Origin of the sequence: Streptomyces sp. NBC_01210 (assembly GCF_036010325.1) — a bacterium.
Lineage (GTDB): Bacteria > Actinomycetota > Actinomycetes > Streptomycetales > Streptomycetaceae > Streptomyces.
Window position 1 is genome coordinate 2,786,965 of sequence record NZ_CP108549.1, and the last position, 19,397, is coordinate 2,806,361.

At 71.5% G+C, this 19,397-nt stretch carries 18 protein-coding genes; 9 read left to right on the top strand and 9 right to left on the bottom strand.

Annotation, left to right across the window (positions count from 1 at the left end; genetic code table 11):
* Nucleotides 1-3 precede the first annotated feature (3 nt).
* Genes OG735_RS12615 through OG735_RS12625 form a run of 3 tightly spaced genes read right to left on the bottom strand, consistent with a single transcriptional unit; the run spans nt 4 to nt 2,938 of the window.
* Nucleotides 4-1,359 (bottom strand): bifunctional RNase H/acid phosphatase, encoded by a 1,356-nt coding sequence (locus tag OG735_RS12615; RefSeq protein WP_327323260.1) that lies wholly within the window; start codon nt 1,357-1,359, stop codon nt 4-6.
* Nucleotides 1,359-2,102, bottom strand: coding sequence for a zinc ribbon domain-containing protein (locus OG735_RS12620; RefSeq protein ID WP_327328291.1), 744 nt, complete (start codon nt 2,100-2,102; stop codon nt 1,359-1,361). The genes OG735_RS12615 and OG735_RS12620 overlap by 1 nt, the downstream gene beginning before the upstream one ends.
* Nucleotides 2,099-2,938 (bottom strand): Nif3-like dinuclear metal center hexameric protein, encoded by an 840-nt coding sequence (locus tag OG735_RS12625; RefSeq protein ID WP_327323261.1) that lies wholly within the window; start codon nt 2,936-2,938, stop codon nt 2,099-2,101. The genes OG735_RS12620 and OG735_RS12625 overlap by 4 nt, the downstream gene beginning before the upstream one ends.
* A 276-nt stretch (nt 2,939-3,214) precedes the next feature.
* Here OG735_RS12625 and OG735_RS12630 point away from each other — a divergent pair, with 276 nt between their 5' ends.
* Together OG735_RS12630 and OG735_RS12635 are read left to right on the top strand one after the other, a co-directional pair.
* Nucleotides 3,215-4,375: a hypothetical protein gene (locus OG735_RS12630; protein WP_327323262.1), complete on the top strand. Its 1,161-nt coding sequence runs from the start codon at nt 3,215-3,217 to the stop codon at nt 4,373-4,375.
* A 118-nt stretch (nt 4,376-4,493) separates the two neighbouring features.
* Nucleotides 4,494-4,667, top strand: a complete 174-nt coding sequence (locus OG735_RS12635; RefSeq protein ID WP_327323263.1) for a hypothetical protein — start codon at nt 4,494-4,496, stop codon at nt 4,665-4,667.
* A gap of 141 nt (nt 4,668-4,808) precedes the next feature.
* Here OG735_RS12635 and OG735_RS12640 read toward each other — a convergent pair whose 3' ends face one another.
* The 3 genes from OG735_RS12640 to OG735_RS12650 all read right to left on the bottom strand — a co-directional run bounded on the left by OG735_RS12640 (nt 4,809) and on the right by OG735_RS12650 (nt 7,821).
* Nucleotides 4,809-5,750 (bottom strand): 3-oxoacyl-ACP reductase, encoded by a 942-nt coding sequence (locus OG735_RS12640; RefSeq protein ID WP_327323264.1) that lies wholly within the window; start codon nt 5,748-5,750, stop codon nt 4,809-4,811.
* A 10-nt stretch (nt 5,751-5,760) separates the two neighbouring features.
* Nucleotides 5,761-6,846: a Zn-dependent alcohol dehydrogenase gene (locus OG735_RS12645; protein WP_327323265.1), complete on the bottom strand. Its 1,086-nt coding sequence runs from the start codon at nt 6,844-6,846 to the stop codon at nt 5,761-5,763.
* Between the two features lie 93 nt (nt 6,847-6,939).
* Nucleotides 6,940-7,821: a MaoC/PaaZ C-terminal domain-containing protein gene (locus OG735_RS12650; RefSeq protein ID WP_327323266.1), complete on the bottom strand. Its 882-nt coding sequence runs from the start codon at nt 7,819-7,821 to the stop codon at nt 6,940-6,942.
* A 263-nt stretch (nt 7,822-8,084) separates the two neighbouring features.
* Here OG735_RS12650 and OG735_RS12655 point away from each other — a divergent pair, with 263 nt between their 5' ends.
* Genes OG735_RS12655 through OG735_RS12670 form a run of 4 tightly spaced genes read left to right on the top strand, consistent with a single transcriptional unit; the run spans nt 8,085 to nt 11,735 of the window.
* Nucleotides 8,085-9,017, top strand: coding sequence for an ABC transporter ATP-binding protein (locus OG735_RS12655; protein ID WP_327323267.1), 933 nt, complete (start codon nt 8,085-8,087; stop codon nt 9,015-9,017).
* Nucleotides 9,014-9,733 (top strand): ABC transporter permease, encoded by a 720-nt coding sequence (locus OG735_RS12660; protein WP_442812414.1) that lies wholly within the window; start codon nt 9,014-9,016, stop codon nt 9,731-9,733. The genes OG735_RS12655 and OG735_RS12660 overlap by 4 nt, the downstream gene beginning before the upstream one ends.
* Nucleotides 9,734-9,744: 11 nt before the next feature.
* Complete coding sequence (locus OG735_RS12665) at nt 9,745-11,067, top strand: sensor histidine kinase (RefSeq protein WP_442812415.1); 1,323 nt, start codon at nt 9,745-9,747, stop codon at nt 11,065-11,067.
* A 35-nt stretch (nt 11,068-11,102) separates the two neighbouring features.
* Complete coding sequence (locus tag OG735_RS12670) at nt 11,103-11,735, top strand: response regulator transcription factor (RefSeq protein ID WP_327328294.1); 633 nt, start codon at nt 11,103-11,105, stop codon at nt 11,733-11,735.
* A gap of 30 nt (nt 11,736-11,765) precedes the next feature.
* On the opposite strand, the gene OG735_RS12675 is transcribed toward OG735_RS12670, so the two are convergent.
* The 3 genes from OG735_RS12675 to OG735_RS12685 all read right to left on the bottom strand — a co-directional run bounded on the left by OG735_RS12675 (nt 11,766) and on the right by OG735_RS12685 (nt 16,640).
* The gene (locus OG735_RS12675) at nt 11,766-13,211 is read right to left on the bottom strand and encodes an MFS transporter (RefSeq protein ID WP_327323268.1); all 1,446 of its coding nucleotides are present in this window, start codon (nt 13,209-13,211) and stop codon (nt 11,766-11,768) included.
* Between the two features lie 73 nt (nt 13,212-13,284).
* Entirely contained in the window at nt 13,285-14,475 is a 1,191-nt protein-coding gene (locus OG735_RS12680) for a lipid-transfer protein (RefSeq protein WP_327323269.1), read from the bottom strand.
* A gap of 11 nt (nt 14,476-14,486) precedes the next feature.
* Nucleotides 14,487-16,640 carry an acyl-CoA dehydrogenase gene (locus tag OG735_RS12685; RefSeq protein ID WP_327323270.1) on the bottom strand — a complete coding sequence of 718 codons (2,154 nt, stop codon included), beginning with the start codon at nt 16,638-16,640 and terminating at the stop codon, nt 14,487-14,489.
* 122 nt (nt 16,641-16,762) lie between these two features.
* Between OG735_RS12685 and OG735_RS12690 the strand changes: the two genes are divergently transcribed.
* The 3 genes from OG735_RS12690 to OG735_RS12700 all read left to right on the top strand — a co-directional run bounded on the left by OG735_RS12690 (nt 16,763) and on the right by OG735_RS12700 (nt 19,370).
* Entirely contained in the window at nt 16,763-17,413 is a 651-nt protein-coding gene (locus OG735_RS12690; RefSeq protein WP_327323271.1) for a class I SAM-dependent methyltransferase, read from the top strand.
* Between the two features lie 50 nt (nt 17,414-17,463).
* Nucleotides 17,464-18,381 (top strand): N-acetylmuramoyl-L-alanine amidase, encoded by a 918-nt coding sequence (locus OG735_RS12695; RefSeq protein ID WP_327328295.1) that lies wholly within the window; start codon nt 17,464-17,466, stop codon nt 18,379-18,381.
* A gap of 146 nt (nt 18,382-18,527) precedes the next feature.
* Nucleotides 18,528-19,370, top strand: coding sequence for a hypothetical protein (locus tag OG735_RS12700; RefSeq protein WP_327323272.1), 843 nt, complete (start codon nt 18,528-18,530; stop codon nt 19,368-19,370).
* Nucleotides 19,371-19,397: the final 27 nt, after the last annotated feature.

Consider the following 19,397-nt stretch of genomic DNA (forward strand, 5'->3'; position numbering starts at 1 on the left):
GCGTCAGCGCAGGTGAGACGTGTCGTTGAGCAGGCGCAGCGACGCGGTTCCGTCCGAGTAGTACGCCACCACCGAGATCGACGCCGCCGAGAGCTCCATCCGGAACAAGGACTCCGGCGGAGCGCCCAGGGCCAGCCGGACGAAGGTTTTGACCGGGGCGACGTGCGTGACCAGCAGCACCGTGCGGCCCGCATAGCGCGCGAGCAGCTTGTCGCGGGTTGCCGCGACGCGGCGGGCCACCGTCGCGAAGCTCTCGCCGCCGCCCGAGGGGGTCGCCTTCGGCGAGGCCAGCCAGGCTGTCAGATCGTCGCCGTACCGCTCCTGCACCTCCGCGAACGTCAGGCCCTCCCACGCGCCGAAGTCCGCCTCGCGCAGACCCTCCTCGATACGGACATCGAGGTTCAGGCGGGCCGCGACCGCCTCCGCGGTCTCGCGACAGCGCTTCAGCGGGGAGCTGACGATCTCCTCGATCGTGCCGCGCGCCGCGAGTGCGGCCGCGACCGCGTCGGCCTGGCGCAGGCCCACCGGGGACAGTGAGGGGTCGCTGCCGCCGCTGCCCGAGAAACGCTTCTCGGGGGTGAGAGGCGTCTCGCCGTGGCGCAGGAGGACAAAGGTGGCCGGTGCGCCGAGGTCGGCGGGGCCCCAGCCGACCGGCGGGGCCGTCGGCGCGGCTTCGCTGCTCGCGGCGGCTCCGGCCCCGACGGAAGACTCCGCACGACCCGCACCCGAGAGCCCGGCCCCGACGGAAGACTCCGCACGACCCGCACCCGAGAGCCCGGCCCCGACGGAGGACTCCGCACGACCCGCACTCGCCGACCCGCCGCCCGCCAGCGCCGCCCTCGCCTTCGCCGCGCCGGCGGCCGCGTCGCCCACCACTCGCGCCGCTTCCGCGTCCCGCGCGTCAAGCGTGTCCAGGGCCGCCGTGGAGCGCGACGGCTCCCACTGCTTGCCCTTTTTGCCCGCGTCCATCGCCTCGTTGGCCAGCCGGTCCGCGTGCTTGTTCTTCTCGCGCGGGATCCACTCGTACGTCACCTGGCCGGACGGCAGGATCCGCGCGGCCTCTGCCGCCAGCGGCTTCATGTCCGGGTGCTTGATCTTCCAGCGGCCCGACATCTGCTCGACGACCAGCTTGGAGTCCATCCGGACCCGGACCGAGGCCCCGGGGTCGAGGGCCTTCGCGGCCTTCAGCCCCGCGATCAGGCCCTTGTACTCGGCGACGTTGTTCGTCGCCACACCGATGTACTCGGCCACCTCGGCCAGGGGCTCGCCCGACTTCGGGTCGAGCACGACCGCGCCGTAGCCGGCCGGGCCCGGATTCCCCCGGGAGCCGCCGTCGGCCTCGACGACGAACTCCCGCATTACAGGCCCGACTCTGCGGTGCGGACCAGGATGCGGCGGCAGTTCTCGCAGCGCAGCACGGTGTCCGGCGACGCAGCCTTGACCTCGTTCACCTCGGTGATGTTGAGCTCCAACTGGCAGCCCTCGCAACGGCGCTGGTAGAGGCGGGCCGCGCCCACCCCGCCCTGCTGGACGCGCAGCTTCTCGTACAGCTTCAGCAGATCGGCCGGTACGGAACCTCCCACGACCTCGCGCTCCTTGGTGACCGAGGCGACCTCGCGGTCGATCTCCTCCTGCGCGGCGTCCCGGCGCGCGGTCGCGTCGTCGGCCTTGGCCTGGACGGCGGAAACCCGCTCGGTCAGCTCGGAGACACGTTCCTGCGCGGACTCACGGCGCTCCATGATCTCGAGGACGACGTCCTCCAGGTCACCCTGGCGCTTGGCGAGCGAGACGATCTCGCGCTGCAGGTTCTCCAGGTCCTTGGGCGAGGTGACCGCGCCCGAGTCGAGGCGCTGCTGGTCGCGTACGGCGCGCTGGCGCACCTGATCGACGTCCTGCTCCGCCTTGGTCTGCTCGCGGGCGGTGTCGCTCTCCTCGGTCTGCGCGGCGACCAGTAGGTCGCGCAGCTGCGTGAGGTCCTTGTTGAGCGACTCGATCTCGGCGTGCTCGGGCAGCGACTTGGTCTTGTGGGCGAGCTGCGACAGTCGTACGTCGAGGGCCTGGACGTCGAGGAGTCGGATCTGGTCGGCGGGCGCGGCGTTCAGTTGGGGGCTCCAGGAGAAGAGTGGTGGGCGGACCAGGGGTCGGTGACCGTGTGCGAGACGTGGACCCTGAGGCCCCAGCCGTGCCGGTCGGAAATCTCGTCGAGCTGTGCGGCGGCCTGCTCGCACCAGGGCCATTCGGTGGCCCAGTGGGCGGCGTCGACCAGCCCGAGGGACGAGTGCTGCGTGGCTTCGGAGGCCGGGTGGTGGCGCAGGTCGGCGGTGAGGAACGCATCCACGCCCGCGGCCCGCACCTGGTCGAAGAGGCTGTCGCCGGAGCCGCCGCTGACCGCGACGGTACGGACGAGTGCGTCCGGATCGCCGGCGACGCGGATGCCCTGCGCGGTGGGCGGCAGTCGCTTCGCCGCGCGGGCGGCGAACTCGCGCAGTGTCTCGGGATGGTCGAGCTCGCAGATCCGGCCGAGGCCGCGGTGACCGCTCGGATCCGTGGCGTCCGGCACCAGAGGGCGTACGACCCGGAGGTCGAGCGCGCCCGCGAGGGCGTCGGAGACCCCGGGGTCGGCGGTGTCCGCGTTGGTGTGCGCGACATGCAGGGCGATGTCGTGCTTGATCAGCGTGTGCACGACGCGGCCCTTGAAGGTGGAGGCAGCGACCGTCGTCGTACCGCGCACATAGAGCGGGTGGTGCGTGACGATCAGCTGGGCGCCGAGCTCGATCGCCTCGTCGGCGATCTCCTGCACCGGGTCCACGGCGAACAGGACCCGGCTGACCTGGGCTTCCGGTTCCCCGCAGACCGTGCCGACGGCGTCCCACTCCGCGGCCCGCTCGGGGGGCCACAGGGCGTCGAGCGCGGTGAGGACTTCAGACAGACGGGGCACGAGAACAGGTTACCCGCGCTCGGTGCCCCATCGGCCTGGGAGGCCTGTTCGACCGCTGCCGGCGCTTGATCGACTACGGGCCGGGGAACTCGAGGACCTTGTCCGCGCAGCACTCAGGCGTGCCTCACTCTGAGCACCGCCATCCCGCTGAGCACAGTCGCCCCCTGCCCCTCAGGCGAATCCCGGCCCGGCCACCCTTATGTGTGAAGTGGGCGGTCTCGATGTTGTCCGGCATAGAGAGGATACCTAGCTTCAGTCACCGGAGGTGACGTGCCGATGACAGCCTGTGCCATCGAGACCGCCAACGGAGCTGTGGGGAGTACGGGGTTCACGATCACTGCGGACGGGACCTACGCGGCCCGGCTGGCCGGGGACGGCGAGGCCCTGTTCCCGGAGCGGTGGACGCTCGACGGACCCGAGCCGTATGCGGTGCCACTGCCGCTCGGCCAGCCGGAGGAGCGCGACGCGGAGGTGCTGCCGCTGACCGACGGGCGGGTGCTGATCCGGCGGCGGGTGGCGGGCACGCATGCCTTCTCGCTGCTGTATCCGACGGGGCCGGGGACGGGTGAACTGCCGCTGGGCTGGATCGAGTCGGCGGAGCTCACGCTGCTGCCGCCGTCGCCGGACGGCGTGTCCGCCTACGCCTTGGCACCCGGCGCGAAGTCCACCGCGGTCTGGCTGGTGGCGGGCGGCGCGTTCGGACCCGAGTTGGTCGCCGAGGTGCCGGGGCGCTGCTCGGGCGGGGTCTGGCTGGACCGTACGGGGCGGATGCTCGCCCTGGACCGGCAGTGGGACGACGGCCCGGTCAAGGCGGTGGCGGTCGACCTGGAGCGGGGCGGGGAGGTGACGCCGCTGCTGCAGATCACCGAGGAGAGCGACGACCGGCTGCTGCTGGCGGAGCCGGACAGCGGACTGCTGCTGATCCGCTCGAACGCACCGGGCCACGGCCGGCTCGGCTGGGGGGTGCTGGGAAGTCTGCGGCCGGTGCGCTTCCCGGAATGTCTGCGGCTCGCGGACTGCGCGGTGACGCCGTTCGCCGTGCAGCCCGGACAGGCGCTGATGCCGGAGAGCTGCGCGGTGGCGCTGCGGATCGACGGGGCGGCGGGGAGCTGGCTCGGCCTGTGGCGCCCAGCGGGGCGACGGTTGCATCAACTTGCCGCGCCGGAGGGGTGGTTGGCGGGTGCCGGGCTGTGGAGCCGGGAGGGGGTGCTGCAACTGCCGTACGCGACCGGGGCGGTGCCGTGCGGAGTGGCGCGGATCGACGGGCCCACGGACACCTTCGTACCGGATGTGACCACGCAGCCCGAGGTGATCACAGAACCGGCACAACCGGAATGCGCAGGTGGGGAACCGTCCGAGGGCGCCGGGACTCCTGTTGTGTGCAAGCCGGTTCCTTTGCAGCAGGCGCCTCTCACCGGGCGTACGGCCCCTGATTAAATTCTCGGGCCGGGCTGCTCAGCCGCACCGACCGGACGCCGGCGGTGACGGGGTTTTTAGGTGTGGGCGGGGGCCCTGCGACACGTAATTCAGCGATCACGACGGGGTGACTTCCCACATGTCTCAAGCCCGAACCGACACGACCCAGGAGCGTCCGCACGGTGCGGCCGCCGTCCAGGCCGAGGCCGGCGGCGCCGGAAAGCACCGGGGTGGTGCGGCCACGACGGAGGACTCTGCGACTCCGGCGCACGGGCGGCACCGCCGGCCCGGGGAGGTGGGCAGCGCGGTCTGACGCGGACACGTGGGGCTCCGCCCCGGACCGCGCTCCTCGATCGCCGGAGGGGCTGAACCCGAGCCCGTCCGGCGATTGAGGACAAGCCGGCCACCGGACGGCCCCGGCCACCGGACGGCCCTGGTCACCGGACGGCCCTGGTCACCCGTGCTTGAGACCCAGCACTTCCGCCGCCGCGAATGTCTCGTTCGACGGCCGGTCCGCATAGTGCGGGGTGAGGAGCCCGTCCAGCTCGTCGTAGCTGAACGCCTCCTTGGACGTGTCGAACTTCGCTGCCACCCTGGGCCGTTCGACGATCGCCACCATTCCGCCGTGCACAACGAGCAGCTGGCCGTTGACCTTCGCCGCTGCCGGAGAAACCAGATATCCCACCAGCGGGGCGACATGTTCCGGCGCCAGCGGGTCGAGCCCGCCGTCCACCGGTTCCGCGAAGCCCGCGAAGACGTCCTCCGTCATACGGGTCCTGGCGCGCGGGCAGATCACATTGGCCGTCACTCCGTACTTGCCCAGCGCCAGCGCCGTGGACGTGGTGAGGCCGACGATGCCGCCCTTCGCCGCCGCGTAGTTCGGCTGGCCCGCGGAGCCGGCGAGAAACGCCTCCGACGACGTGTTGACGATCCGGCCGTAGACCGGGCCGCCCGCCGTCTTGGAGCGCTCGCGCCAGTGGACCGCCGCGAAGTGGGTGGTGTTGAAGTGGCCCTTGAGGTGGACCCGTATGACCGAGTCCCACTCCTCCTCGCTCATGGAGAAGACCATCCGGTCGCGCAGGATGCCCGCGTTGTTGACCAGGATGTCGAGCTTTCCGTAGCGGGAGACGGCCAGTTGGACGAGCTCGCGGGCCTGCCCGAAGTCGGAGACGTCCCCCTGGTGGGCCACGGCGGAGCCGCCCGCCGCCCGGATCTCGGCGGCGACTTCATCGGCCGGTGCGGCCGAGGTGTCGCCGGAGCCGTCGCGGCCCGGCAGGCCGAAGTCGTTGACGACGACGCTCGCGCCGAGCCCGGCCAGTTCCAGGGCTTCCGCGCGGCCGAGACCGCGACCCGCCCCGGTGACGATCGCGGACAGGCCGTCGAGTGGCAGAGACATCCGGTTCCTCTCAGATTTCGATGCAGGTACGCAGCGCCTCGCCCGTACGCATCTGGGCCAACGCGTCATTGATCTCCGCGAGCTGCACCCGGTGGGTGATCAGCCCTTCGAGGTCGATCCGGCCCGCCCGCCACAGGGCGATGGCCCGCTCGTACGAGGTGAGTACGTCCCCGCCCCCGTACATGGACGGCAGGATCCGCTTCTCGTCGAAGAACAGCTCGAACATATTGAGCTGGAGGAAGTCGTCCATGGCGCCCGCGCCGACGATGCACAGGGTGCCGCCGCGCCGGGTCGTCTCGTACGCGATGCGGGCCGTCGCCGACTTGCCGACGACCTCGAAGACGTAGTCGAAGCCCTCGCCGGCGGTGATGCGCTGCTTGGCGTCGGCCAGCTCGTCGGGCGAAACGGCCTCGGTGGCACCGAAGGTGAGGGCGGCCGCACGTCGGCTCGCGACCGGGTCGACGGCGACGATCTGCGCCGCGCCCTTGAGTCTGGCGCCTTGGATGGCGGAGATGCCGACGCCGCCGCAGCCGATGACGGCGACCGAGGAACCCACCGCCACATCCGCGGTGTTGACGGCCGCGCCGAGACCCGTGGTCACTCCGCAGCCGATCAGCGCGGCGATGTCGAACGGCACATCGTCGGGGATCGGTACGGCGCAGCCGGCGTCGACGACTACCTCCTCGGCGAAGGTGCCGGTGCCCGCGAAGCCGAACACTTCGGAAGGACTTGCGCCGGCACGCCTGAAGTTGGGCGTGCCCGCGTTCATGAAGCCGGCGAGACAGAGCTGGGTCTGGCCGCGCTTGCAGGCGGGACAGACTCCGCACGCGGGAAGCCAGCACAGCAGCACCCGGTCGCCCTGCTGGAGGCCGTTCACGCCGTCGCCGACGTCGATGATCTCGCCGGCGCCCTCGTGGCCCGGGACGAAGGGCGCCGGCTGCGGCAGCACGCCGTTCATCGCGGAGACGTCGGAGTGGCACAGTCCGGTGGCCCGGACCCGGATCTTGACCTTTCCGGGGCCGAAGCCCACCGCCTCGATGTCGTCGAGGACTTCGAGCTTGTCCTGCCCTGTCTCGTGCAGTACGGCTGCGCGCACGGTGCGGCTCCCTTCAGGAGTAATCGACTCAGGTGATCGGCTCAGGTGATCGGCTCAGGTGATCGGCTCAGGTGATCGGCTCAGGTGATCGGCTCAGGAGTGATCGACGATGGTGTCGGCGAGGACCGGCGCGTCGTCCCTCTCGACGGCCGTGACCGACACCTGGACGCGGGCTGTGCCCTCGGCGCAGCGCCACATCCTGATGCGCAGGGTCTCGCCGGGAAAGACCACCCCGGCGAAGCGTGTGGTGTACGAGCGGATGCGGGTGACGTCCCCGCCGAGCATCGTGTCGACGACCGCCTTGAGCGTCATGCCGTACGAGCAGAGCCCGTGCAGGATCGGCCGGTCGAAGCCGGCGAGCTTGGCGAACTCGGGGTCCGCGTGCAGCGGGTTGAAGTCGCCGGAGAGCCGGTAGAGCAGCGCCTGGTCCTCGCGGATGGTGCGCTCCACGGTCCTGTCCGGGGCGCGGGCGGGGAGTTCGATGCGCCGGGAGGGGCCGCGGTCGCCGCCGAAGCCGCCCTCTCCGCGTACGAAGATCTGGGCGTCGCTGGTCCACAGCGGGCCCTCGTCGTCGGCCGCTTCGGAGCGCAGGACGAGGATCGCGGCCTTTCCCTTGTCGTGGACCGCCGCGATCCGGGAGGTCGAGACGGCCCTGCCTTCGACCGGGATCGGGCGGTGGACCTCGACGGACTGTCCGCCGTGCAGTACGGATGCCAGGTTGATGTCGAGACCGGGTCCGGTGAGCCCGCCGATGACGCCCTTGCCCGCGCCGGCGACGGTGGCGAAGCTGGGCAGCACATGCAGCTTCGACTCGAGGGTGTAGCGCAGTTCGTCGGGGTCGGTGGCGGGTCCCGGACTGCCTTGGAAGGAGCCCGCGCCGAGGCCGAGGTGGTAGAGCAGGACGTCCTTGTGGTCCCAGCCGATCTCGACGCTGCGGGGTTCGGCGGCGACGGCCTTGGCGGCATCAATGGGCATGAGGATGCTGCTCCTTGAGGAGTGGAAGACCTCGGCGCGGCCGTCCGCACCGTCGGCCGCACCGAGGTCGTACGGGACCGGCCCCGACGCCCGTTCTAGAACGCGTTCTAGGCCGATGGCCCCTATGTATAACGCAGGCCCCAACACTTGTGAAGACTGCTGACGCCATGTCAGAAGTGCGGCCCACCCAGGACATTTGTCACTGCCGAGTCCGTACATGCGCACCTGCCGGGACCCTGTGCACGCTCCGTAGCGTGATCCACATGACGCAGACGCAGTTGCAGACAACAGACAGCGAGGCGGCGGTGAGCTTCGCGGGGGCGGCCAAGGTCTTCGGCGAGGTGCGCGCCGTCGACGGCATCGACCTCGACATCCGGCGCGGCGAGACGGTCGCCCTGCTCGGCCGCAACGGCGCCGGCAAGTCCACCGCCATCAGCCTGATGCTCGGCCTGAACGACCCCGACGCCGGCCGGGTCCGGCTCTTCGGCCGCGCCCCCGAGCACGCGGTCACCGCCGGCCGCGTCGGCGCGATGCTCCAGGACGGCCGCCCGATCCCCCGGGTGACCGTGCGCGAAGTGGTCACCTTCGTGGCCGCCACCTACCCGCGGCCGCTGCCCGTCGCTGAGGCGCTGGAACTGGCCGGGCTCACCGAGCTCGCGGACCGCCGCGCCGACCGGCTCTCCGGCGGCCAGGTCCAGCGCGTCCGCTTCGCCGTCGCGCTGGCCGGCAACCCGGAGCTGATCATCCTCGACGAGCCGACCGCGGCACTCGACGTCGAGGCGCGGCACGCCTTCTGGAAGTCGATGCGCGGCTATGCCGAGCGCGGCAACACCGTGCTCTTCTCCACCCACTACCTGGAGGAGGCCGATGACAACGCCGACCGGATCGTCGTCGTCGACCACGGCCGGATCGTCGCCGACGGCACGAGCGAGCAGCTCAAGCGCTCGGCCGGCGGCAATCTCGTCTCCTTCGACCTGGCGGGCCGGAGCACCGAAGGGCTCACCCTGCTCCCCTGCGTCGTCTCCGTGGAGGTACGGGGCGACCGTGCCCGGCTGCGTACGGACGACTCCGACGCGACGGTCGTCGCACTCGCCGAACTGGGCGCGATCCGTGGCCTCGAAGTCGCCCCGGTCTCGCTCGAAGACGCCTTCCTCGCCCTCACCTCGGCCTCGCCCGAACTGGAGACAGCCCGATGATCATCGCCTACCTCAAGCTGGAAGTACGCCGCACGCTGCGCGACACCGGATTCGTCATCTTCGGTATCGGGATGCCGGTGATGATGTACCTGCTCTTCACCAACCTCGGCGAGAACGCCGCCGAGTGGAAGACCGCCTCCATGGTCGGCATGGCGGCGTACGGAGCGCTCGGCGCGGCCCTGTCCACCGGCGGAGGGGTGGCCGAGGACAAGGCACTCGGCTGGCTGCGGCAGCTGCGGATCACGCCGATGAGCCCGCGCCAGGTCGTCACCGGCCGCGCCCTCACCGGCTCGGTGACCGTGCTGCCCGCGATCGTCGCCGTCCTCGCGGCCGGCGGTCTGCTCAACGGCGTACGGCTGGATGCCTGGCAGTGGGTGGCGCTCAGCGTGCTGCTCTGGCTCGGCGCACTCCCCTTCACGCTGCTGGGGCTCGGCAACGGCTACCGGCTGTCCGCGCAGACGACGGGCGTGGTGAACATGGCCTGCAATCTGGGGCTCGCGGTCGTCGGCGGACTGTGGTTCCCGGTGGACCTGTTCCCCGGCTGGCTGCGCTCGCTGTCGCAGTACACCCCGGCCAACCGCTTCGCGGACCTGGGCTGGTCGACGACACTGGGCCATGCGCCCGGCCTCACCACGGTGACGGTGCTGCTGGGCTGGCTGCTGGTGTTCGGCTCCTACGCGGTGATCTCATACCGTCGGGCCGCGAGGACGGCATGACGGGAGCGACGATGCGCGGGAAGAGCGACTGGTACGCCGGGTACACCGCGCGGATGGACGCCTGGAAGGCCGACTGGTGCGGACAGAAGGCCGCATGGCGGACTCGCAGGAAGGCCGGGCCGCGAGGGGCCGAGGAGATGGGCCCGCCCAACGGCTTCGCCATGCTGCCGTGGCTGCTGATGGGGATGGGCGCCTTCTCCAACCTCCTCCAGGGCAAGACCCCCAACCCCTGGATCGGCGGCATCGGTCTGCTGGTCTTCAACTCCCTCTACATCTCCGTGGTATTCCGCGCCTTCATCAAGGAGGCACGGGAGGCGCGCTCCACCCGCTGGCTGCTGGTGGCGATGACCGCGGTCACCTGTGGGCTCGCCATCGGGTACGGCGGCAGCTGGCTGCTCTTCTTCCCGCTCCTCGGCCTGGCCGTCGGCTCGGTCGTACGGGGGCGGCGGCTCGGCCCCACCGTGCTGGGGCTGAGCGCCCTGGCCGGGGTGATCGCCGGGGTGCGGGACGGCTGGGGTGCGGTCAATGTCGCGTACGGGACGTTCATCTCCGGCATGGTGACCGCCGCGATCCTCGCCCTGTCCGAGACCGTGCGGGAACTCCGGGACACCCGGCAGGAGCTGGCCCGTACCGCCGTCGAGAAGGAGCGGCTGCGCTTCTCCCGCGATCTGCACGATCTGCTCGGCCACACGCTGTCGGTGATCGTGGTCAAGTCGGAGGCCGCGCGCCGCCTCGCCCCGCGCGACATGGACGCCGCGATCATCCAGATCACGGACATCGAGTCGGTGGGCCGCCAGGCCCTCACCGAGATACGCGAGGCGGTGACCGGCTACCGCGAGGGCAGCCTCGCCACCGAACTGGACCGGGCCCGCTCGGCGCTGACGGCGGCAGGCATCGAGCCGGTGGTCCGCCAGTCGGGCCCGCCGCTCGAACCGCAGACGGCGGCGCTGCTGGGCTGGGTGGTCCGCGAGGCGGTGACCAATGCGATACGCCACAGTGGCGCGGCCCACTGCGAGATCACTCTGGAGGGCGCCCCGGACCGGGTCCGCCTCACGATCACCGACGACGGCCGCGGCTCCCCCGTCGACGATGCCGCCCCCACCCTCGGCGGCACGGGCCTGAAGGGCCTGACGGAACGCCTCTCGGCCTCGGGCGGCTCCTTGGCGGCGGGCCCGTCGCCGCGGGGCGGCTTCCGGGTCCGGGCGGAACTCCCCGTGGACGCACCGCAGGAACAGCAGCGCGAACAGCAGCGCGAACAGCAGCAGGAACGCCGGCAGGAACGGCAGGCGGAACCGGAAGCGGAACACCGGGCGGAACCGGCGCAGGTCGAATGAGCCCTGGTCGGACATACCCTTACGCCGTGGAAGAGATGCCCCGGAATCACCGGCCCGCCAAGTCCGTACGCGTCCTCCTCGCCGAGGACCAGGGCATGATGCGCGGCGCACTCGCACTGCTGCTGGGGCTCGAGGAGGACATCGAGGTGGTGTCGCAGGTCGGCCGTGGCGACACCATCGTCGATGCCGCGCTCGCCTCGCGACCCGATGTGGCGCTGCTGGACATCGAACTGCCGGGGCGCAGCGGCCTCGACGCGGCAGCCGATCTGCGGGAGGAGGTTCCCGACTGCCGGGTGCTGATCCTCACCACCTTCGGCCGGCCCGGCTATCTGCGCCGGGCGATGGAGGCCGGGGCCGCCGGATTCCTGGTCAAGGACGGGCCCGTCGAAGAGCTGGCCGCGGCGATCCGGCGGGTGCTGACCGGGGAGACCGTGATCGACCCGGCGCTGGCCGCGGCGGCGCTGAGTGCGGGGCCGAGTCCGCTCACCGCGCGTGAACGGGATGCGCTGAACGCCTCGGTGGACGGAGCGACGGTCTCCGACATAGCGGCGGCCCTGCATCTGTCCGAGTCGACCGTACGGAACTATCTGTCGTCCGCGATCGGCAAGACGGGCACACGCAACCGCATGGAGGCGGTACGGGCGGCACGCCGGCAGGGCTGGCTGTAACCGGGCTCCGCCCCCGGAACCCCCGGCGCCTCAATCGCCGGCGGGGCTTGAGTGTGCCCGGCGCGGCAGCCAGAACAGCATCAGCACCGCCGCCGCCACCAGCACCCCCGTCCCCGTACGGAACGCCAGCGCATAACCGGCCGTCAGCGCCTCCGGGTTGGTGCCGCCCGCCGTGCGCGCCGCCGCGACCGTGGACAGAACGGCCAGGCCCAGCGCGCCGCCCATCGTGCGCGAGGTGTTGATCAGTCCCGAGACCAGGCCCGCGTCGCCCGGTGCCGCGCCCGATGTGGCGAGCGAGGCGAGCGGCGTCGCGGCGAGTCCGACGCCGGCCATCATCAGGATGCCGGGGCCGAGGATCGAGGTGAGATACGTGCCGTCGGCGGTCATCGTGGACTGCCAGCCGAATCCGGTCGCGGCGACCAGCGCGCCGATGACGGCGACGTTCCTGGCGCCGGCCTTCGCCATCAGCCGGGGTGCGAGCTTCGAGCCGACGATGACGCTCAGCGAGCTGGGGATGAGTGCCAGGCCCGCCCGGAACGGCGTGTAGTCCAGCACATTCTGCGCGTACACCGTCATGAAGAACCACATCGCGAAGGACGCCGAACCGCAGACCAGCATGGCCACATTCGCCGCGGAGACCGCCCGCGACCGGAACACCTGCAGCGGCATCAGCGGCGCTCCGGTCCGCGCCTCCACCGCCACGAAGACCCCGAGCACCGCAAGCCCGCAGAGCAGCGGCAGCAGCGTGGCGGGCGCGGTCCAGCCCGACTCCTCGGTCTGCACGATGCCGTAGGCGACCGCCGCGAGGCCGCCTGTGACCAGCACCGCGCCCGGCAGGTCGAGCCGACGGCCGTCGCCCGCCCGGCTCTCGGTGAGCCAGATCGCCGCGCCCACCAGCACCAGCGCACCGACCGGCACATTGATCAGCAACACCCAGCGCCAGGACAGCAGATCGGTGAGGGCGCCGCCGACGAGCCCGCCGGCCGCACCGCCCGCCGCGCCCACCGCCGACCAGGTGCCGATCGCCCGGGTCCGCGCGGGACCCGGCGGCACGGCCGCCGTCAGGATGGTGAGGGTCGCCGGAGCGAGGACGGCCGCACCGAGGCCCTGTACGGCGCGGGCGGCGAGCAGCTGCCAGCCCTCCTGTGCGAGCCCGCCCGCGACGGACGCGGCGGTGAACAGGCCGAGCCCGACGAGGAACATCCGCTTGCGGCCGAAGATGTCCGCGGCCCGGCCGCCGAGCAGCATGAAGCCGGCGAAGGCGATGGAGTACGCGTTGAGGACCCACTGCAGGCCGGTCGTGGAGAGCCCGAGGTCGGCGCGCATCGAGGGGAGCGCGACATTGACCACGGACACGTCGAGGACGACAAGGAACTGGCCGGCGCACGCGGCGAGAATCACCGCCCAGGTACGCGAGGACCGGGCGGCGGATGCCGGTATGAGGGACTGCTCGACGTCTGATGGGGCTTGGGCCATGACGGTCATGGTCGCAGCCGCCCGGCGGTCCGTACATCGGGAAATCGATGTACGGACCGGGGGCCCGCCGGACCTAGGACCTTCGCAGCAGTGTGACCACCGCGGCCCCGCCGAGCCCGATGTTGTGCGCGAGCCCGACCCGCGCCCCGTCCACCTGCCGCGGACCCGCCTCGCCCCTCAGCTGCCAGACCAGCTCGGCCGCTTGGGCCAGTCCGGTGGCGCCCAGCGGATGCCCCTTGGAGATCAGGCCGCCCGACGGGTTGACCACCCAGCGTCCGCCGTAGGTCGTCGCCCCGCTCTCCACCAGCTTTCCGGACTCGCCGTCCGCGCACATGCCCAGCGCCTCGTAGGTGAGCAGCTCATTGATGGAGAAGCAGTCGTGCAGCTCCACGACGTCGACGTCCTCGATGCCGAGCCCGGAACTCCCGAAGACCTGCTGACCGGCCGCGCGGGACATCGGCTTGCCGACGACGTCGATGCAGGAGCCGGACGCGAAGGATTCGCCGGTGTCGGTGGTCATCGACTGGGCCGCGATCTCCACGGCCTTGTCGTGGAGGCCGTGCTGGACGACGAAGCGCTCGGAGACGACGACCGCCGCGGCCGAACCGTCGGATGTCGGCGAGCACTGGAGCTTGGTCAGCGGCCGGTGGATCGTCTTCGCGGCGAGGATCTCGTCGACCGAGTAGACGTCCTGGAACTGGGCGTTGGGGTTGGCCGCCGAGTGCTTGTGGTTCTTGGCGCCGACGGCGGCGAGCTGCGCCTCGGTGGTGCCGTACCGCTCCATGTGCTCGCGGGCGGCATTGCCGAAGATCTGGGCGGTGGGCGGGGACATCTCGAAGCCGTGGGCGGCGGCCATGACTCCGTAGTGCCGGGCGACGGGTGACGTGGCGAAGTCCCCGCCGTCCGACCCGGCCCCGAGCGCCCCGCGGGCCATCTTCTCGAAGCCGAGCGCGAGTACACAGTCACTGACGCCGCCCTCGACGAACTGCCGCGCCATCATCAGCGCCGTCGACGCGGTCGCGCAGTTGTTGTTGACGTTGTAGACGGGGATGCCGGTCAGGCCGAGTTCGTACGCGGCCCGCTGGCCCGCCGTCGATGCCTGGAAGCAGTAGCCGACGGGGACCTGCTCCACCTGCTCGTAGGCGATCCCGGCGTCGGCGAGAGCCCGCGAACCGGCCTCCTTCGCCATGTCCCAGTACTGCCAGTCCCTCGACTCGGGCTTCTCGAACTTCGTCATCCCGACGCCGACGATGTAGCTCTTCACGTCCTGCTCCTTCAGTCCCGCGGGAGGCCGAGGATGCGCTCGGCGATGACATTGAGCTGGACCTGCGTGGTGCCGCCCGCGATGGTCAGGCAGCGCGACATCAGCAGCCCGTGCACCGCCCGCTCCCCGGCCCCTTCACGCAACGCGCCCTCGGGGCCGAGCAGTTCGAGGGCGAGCTCGGCGGCCTTCTGCTGGTGCGTGGTCTGAACGAGCTTGCGTACGGACGCCCCGGCGCCCGGGTCGAGGCCTGACACCTGCCGCATGGTGGTCCGCAGGCCGATACAGGCGAGAGCGTGCGCCTCGGCGGCGAGCGACCCGATCCGGGCGCGGCAGGCACCGTCGAGGCCGGAGGCCCGCGCGAGCAGCGCTTCGAGCCCGGTGTCGAAGGTCAGCTGGTCGGCCATGTGGACGCGTTCGTTGCCGAGGGTGTTGCGGGCGACCTTCCAGCCGTCGTCGACCTGCCCGACCACGGCGTCGTGCGGGAGCAGCGCCCCGTCGAAGTACACCTCGTTGAAGAGCGACTCCCCGGTGATCTCCTTGAGCGGCCGGATGTCGATCCCCTCGGTGTTCTTCATGTCCACGAGGAAGTACGTCAGCCCTTTGTGCTTGGGAGCATCCGGGTCGGTGCGGGCGAGCAGTATCCCGTGGTCGGCCCACTGGGCGGCGCTCGTCCACACCTTCTGTCCGGTGATCCGCCAGCCGTCCGCCGACTTCTCGGCCCTGGTGCGAAGGCTCGCCAGATCCGATCCCGCTCCGGGCTCGCTGAACAGCTGGCACCAGAGCACATCGCCGCGCAGCGTCGGCAGCAGAAAGCGTTCCTTCTGCTCCTCGGTTCCGTACGCGAGGAGCGAGGGCACCACCCAGGTCGCGATGCCCAGGCCGCTCAGCTCGATCCCGGCGTGCGTCAACTCCTGTTGTACGGCGAGCTGTTGGACAGGACCCGCGCCGAGGCCGTACGGCTCGGGCAGATGCGGCGCGGCATAGCCGGTGGCGGCGAGCACGCGGCGGGCGGCGGCCGGTTCGAGGCCGCGTGCCGCCGCGACGGCCTCGCGGGCCCGCTCCCGGTACGTCTGCGACTCGGCGGGCAGCTCCAGCCTGAGCTCGCGCCGCGCCCCGCCTGCGGCGAGCCGCACGGCTCGCAGCCGGTGGCTGTCGCCCGCCCCCAGCAGCTGCCGTACGACGAGAGCCCGCCGCAGATACAGATGCGCGTCGTGCTCCCAGGTGAACCCGATCCCGCCGAGTACCTGGATGCAGTCCTTGGCGCAGGAGTACGCGGCGTCAAGGGCGGCCCCGGCTGCGAGCGAGGCCACCAGGCCGCGTACGCCCGGGCTCTGGTCCACCGCGCGTGCCGCGTCCCACGTCAGCGCCCTCGCCTGCTCGACGCGCACCAGCATGTCGGCGCAGAGATGCTTGATCGCCTGGAACCGCCCGATGGGCCGTCCGAACTGCTCACGGACCTTCGCGTACTCGGAGGCGGTGTGCAGGGCCCAGGCGGCGGTGCCGCACGCTTCGGCCGCGTACAGCACGGAGGCGAGGTCCCGTACGAGAGCGGTGTCGATCTCCAGTACACGGTCCCGGGGCACGGTCACGCCGTGTGCGGTGACCTCGGCGGTGGGCCGGGTCGGGTCGGCGCTCTCGTGCACTCGGACGGTGAGCCCACCCGCGTCCACCGCGAGCCAGCCCGTCGGGGTTTCGAGTACGAGCAGATCGGCGTGCCCTGCGCCGAGGACGGGCGGGGCGGTGCCGTCGAGCCGGTGGCCGTCCTGAGTGCGGGTGGCGGTGAGCGTCCCGGGGCCGAGCGCGACGGCCGCGATGCGCTCCCCTCGCGCGAGTGTCCCCGCCAGATCGGCTCTGCCCGCGCGGGCCAATACGGCGGAGGCGAGCACACACGGCAGGTACGGCCCCGGCAGCGCCGCGCGCCCCGTTTCCTCCAGGACGGCGGCAAGGTCGGCGATGGTCCCGCCCCCGCCCCCGCACTCCTCGGCAAGATGCAAGCCGAGCAGCCCTTGTCCGGCGGCGCCGTCCCAGTAGCCGGGCCGTCCCCCGGCCCCGGCGCCGGTCGCGTCGAGCTGCTTTCGTACGGCCTCGGGCGGCACGGCGCGCGCCAGCCAGCCGCGGACGGACCGGGCCAGCTCCCGCTGCTCTTGCGTGATTCCGATGCCCATGGGCGGCAGACTAGAACACGTTTCAAACTGACGGTAGGTCAGACAACGAGGTTACTGTCCGTGCCGTGCGTGGGCATACGGCACCATGGGCGGCCAGGACACCCGCACGACCAGGAGGAACCATGGCCGCCGCCCCCAAGCCGGAGACCCTCGCCGCCTTCGAGGCGGCCAAGGGCTTCATGCCCGTGACCGAGGGCCTCGCCCTCTACGCGGCCGCCACCGAGGCCGGGGCGCTCGGGCTGCCGCTGCTCGAGGTGGGCACCTACTGCGGGCGCTCGACCATCCTGCTCGCCGACGCCGCCCGTGAGGCGGGGACGACGGCGATCACGGTCGACCACCACCGGGGCAGCGAGGAGCAGCAGCCGGGCTGGGAGTACCACGACCCGACCGTGGTCGACCCGGAGGTCGGCGAGATGGACACGCTGCCGACCTTCCGCCGCACCCTGCACAAGGCCGGTCTCGAGGACCACGTCATCGCCGTCGTCGGCCGCTCCCCGCAGGTCGCGAAGGTCTGGGGCACACCCCTCGGCCTGGTCTTCATCGACGGCGGCCACACCGACGAGCACGCGGGCGGCGACTACGAGGGCTGGGCGCCGCATGTCGCCGACGGCGGCCTCCTCGTCATCCACGACGTCTTCCCCGACCCGGTCGACGAGTGGACCGGCCAGGCCCCGTACCGCGTCTACCTCCGGGCACTCGCGTCCGGCGCGTTCACCGAGGTCTCGGTGACCGACTCGCTGCGCGTCCTGCGGCGTACCGGAACGGGGATCTGAGCCGCCGGGTTAGCATCGCGAGGGTGTCGTACGACGAGAACCAGCCCTCCATGCCGCCGCGCCGCTTCGGTCGCGGCAATCTCACGATCGTGATTGCCGCGCTGGTGCCGACCGCGCTGGCGGGGTGGCTCGCCTGGCAGGCAATGGGCGGCCCGGACGAGAACGAGCCGCCGAGGGCGTTGCCGAGCGGGTCGACCGCTGCGGGCAAGCCCGCCCCGCCGGCCTCTCCGTCACCGTCCGCCACCTCCGCCACCGCCTCGCCGTCACCGTCGAAGGGGAGGGCCGGTGCGTCGGGGCCGCTCGCCGGCAGGGTCGTGGTCGTCGACCCGGGGCACAACCCCGGCAATTTCCAGCACACGAGCGAAATCAACAAACTCGTGGATATCGGAACCAACCGCAAGGAATGCGACACGACGGGCACGTCCACCAACGCCGGTTACACCGAGGCCGAATTCAGCCTCGATGTTTCACAACGTCTTCGCACACTGCTCGAGAAGCAGGGCGCAACGGTGAAATTCACCCACACCAACGACCGGCCGTTCGGCCCCTGTGTGGATGAACGGGCGCGCATCGGAAACAAGGCCAAGGCCGATGCGGTGATCTCCATTCATGCCGACGGCTCGGCCGTCGGCAACCGCGGCTTCCATGTGATCCTTCCCGCCCTGGTCAAGGGGGGTGCGGCGGACACCGCGACCATCGTCGGCCCCTCGCGCGACCTCGGCGAGCGGATCGCCGGAAAGTTCGTACGCGCGACCGGCAGCGCGCCCTCCAACTATGTGGGCGACGGCACGGGGTTGGACGTACGCGAGGATCTCGGCGGCCTCAACCTGTCCACAGTGCCCAAGGTGTTCATCGAATGCGGCAATATGCGTGACCCGAAGGATGCCGCTCTGCTGACAAGTTCCCACTGGCGGCAGAAAGCGGCGCAGGGAATGGCTGACGGCATCAGCAGCTACCTCGAGCGGTAACTCCCGTACCCGGCAGACGGCCGGATCGGGCAGACGATAGATTCAGCTCTACGATGGGGAGTCACCCCCGAGCTCCGCGCCGTGCCACCGCCGCACCGGCGGCAGCGACGACCGCCCCGATGACACGACCGACGAAGGACTTTTACGTGAACATCCGCTCCCTCACTCGAGGCGATGGCGTGGTGATCGGAGCAGCGGTGTTGCTGTTCATCGCCTCGTTCCTCGACACGTTCGACTGCTCCGGCAGCAACTGCGACGGCGTGCCGAACGCCTGGGACAACGGGTCCCTGCTCCTGGGTGTCTACTTGGCCGGCATCATCGGCGCCGCTCTGATCGTCATCTCGCGCGGGCTGCCGCAGCCGCCGAAGGTCATCGGGCTCGACCTCGGCCAGCTCGGCGTCGCCCTGACCGTCTTCACGGCCTGGAGCGCGCTCGGCGCGATCTTCGACCCGGCGGGCTCCCTGGACGTCGGCGGCAGTGTCGACGCCGGCGTCGGCCTCATCCTCGGCTTCATCGCCGCGCTCGTCCTGGCCGCCGGCGCGGTCTGCTCGCTCATCGTCCCGGCCTTCAAGGCCCCGCTCCTCGGCGCCCCGAAGCCGGTCGCGCAGCCGTACGGCGCGCAGCCCGGTATGGCCGGCGGCTACGGCTACCCGGGTGGTGCCCAGCAGCAGCCCTACGGCGCGCAGCCCGGACAGCCGGGTCAGCCCCAGCCGTACGGCGCCCAGCCGCAGCCGGGTCAGCAGCAGCCGGCCCCGGCCCCGGCCGCGCCGCAGAACGCGGGCGGCGCCGCGGACTTCACGCCGTTCTGGTTCGCGGTGCCGGTGGCCCGCCCGCTGTACGGCGAGGACGGTTCGCCGACCCCGATCGCCGAGCTCGCGCCCGGCACCTGGTACCTCGCGGTCGAGCAGCGCGGTCCCGGCCTGGTGGCCCAGACGCAGGACGGCCGTCGTGGCGTGCTGCAGGACACCGCGGGCATCCAGCGCGGCTGACGCGAACAGCGGTCCGCAGAGCGGCCC

Coding starts and splice junctions, on each gene's coding strand:
- OG735_RS12615 (WP_327323260.1), bottom strand. CDS start 1,359: ATGCGGGAGTTCGTCGTCGAGGCCGACGGCGGCTCCCGGGGGAATCCG.
- OG735_RS12630 (WP_327323262.1), top strand. CDS start 3,215: ATGACAGCCTGTGCCATCGAGACCGCCAACGGAGCTGTGGGGAGTACG.
- OG735_RS12635 (WP_327323263.1), top strand. CDS start 4,494: ATGTCTCAAGCCCGAACCGACACGACCCAGGAGCGTCCGCACGGTGCG.
- OG735_RS12640 (WP_327323264.1), bottom strand. CDS start 5,750: ATGTCTCTGCCACTCGACGGCCTGTCCGCGATCGTCACCGGGGCGGGT.
- OG735_RS12650 (WP_327323266.1), bottom strand. CDS start 7,821: ATGCCCATTGATGCCGCCAAGGCCGTCGCCGCCGAACCCCGCAGCGTC.
- OG735_RS12655 (WP_327323267.1), top strand. CDS start 8,085: ATGACGCAGACGCAGTTGCAGACAACAGACAGCGAGGCGGCGGTGAGC.
- OG735_RS12660 (WP_442812414.1), top strand. CDS start 9,014: ATGATCATCGCCTACCTCAAGCTGGAAGTACGCCGCACGCTGCGCGAC.
- OG735_RS12665 (WP_442812415.1), top strand. CDS start 9,745: ATGCGCGGGAAGAGCGACTGGTACGCCGGGTACACCGCGCGGATGGAC.
- OG735_RS12670 (WP_327328294.1), top strand. CDS start 11,103: ATGCCCCGGAATCACCGGCCCGCCAAGTCCGTACGCGTCCTCCTCGCC.
- OG735_RS12675 (WP_327323268.1), bottom strand. CDS start 13,211: ATGGCCCAAGCCCCATCAGACGTCGAGCAGTCCCTCATACCGGCATCC.
- OG735_RS12685 (WP_327323270.1), bottom strand. CDS start 16,640: ATGGGCATCGGAATCACGCAAGAGCAGCGGGAGCTGGCCCGGTCCGTC.
- OG735_RS12690 (WP_327323271.1), top strand. CDS start 16,763: ATGGCCGCCGCCCCCAAGCCGGAGACCCTCGCCGCCTTCGAGGCGGCC.
- OG735_RS12695 (WP_327328295.1), top strand. CDS start 17,464: ATGCCGCCGCGCCGCTTCGGTCGCGGCAATCTCACGATCGTGATTGCC.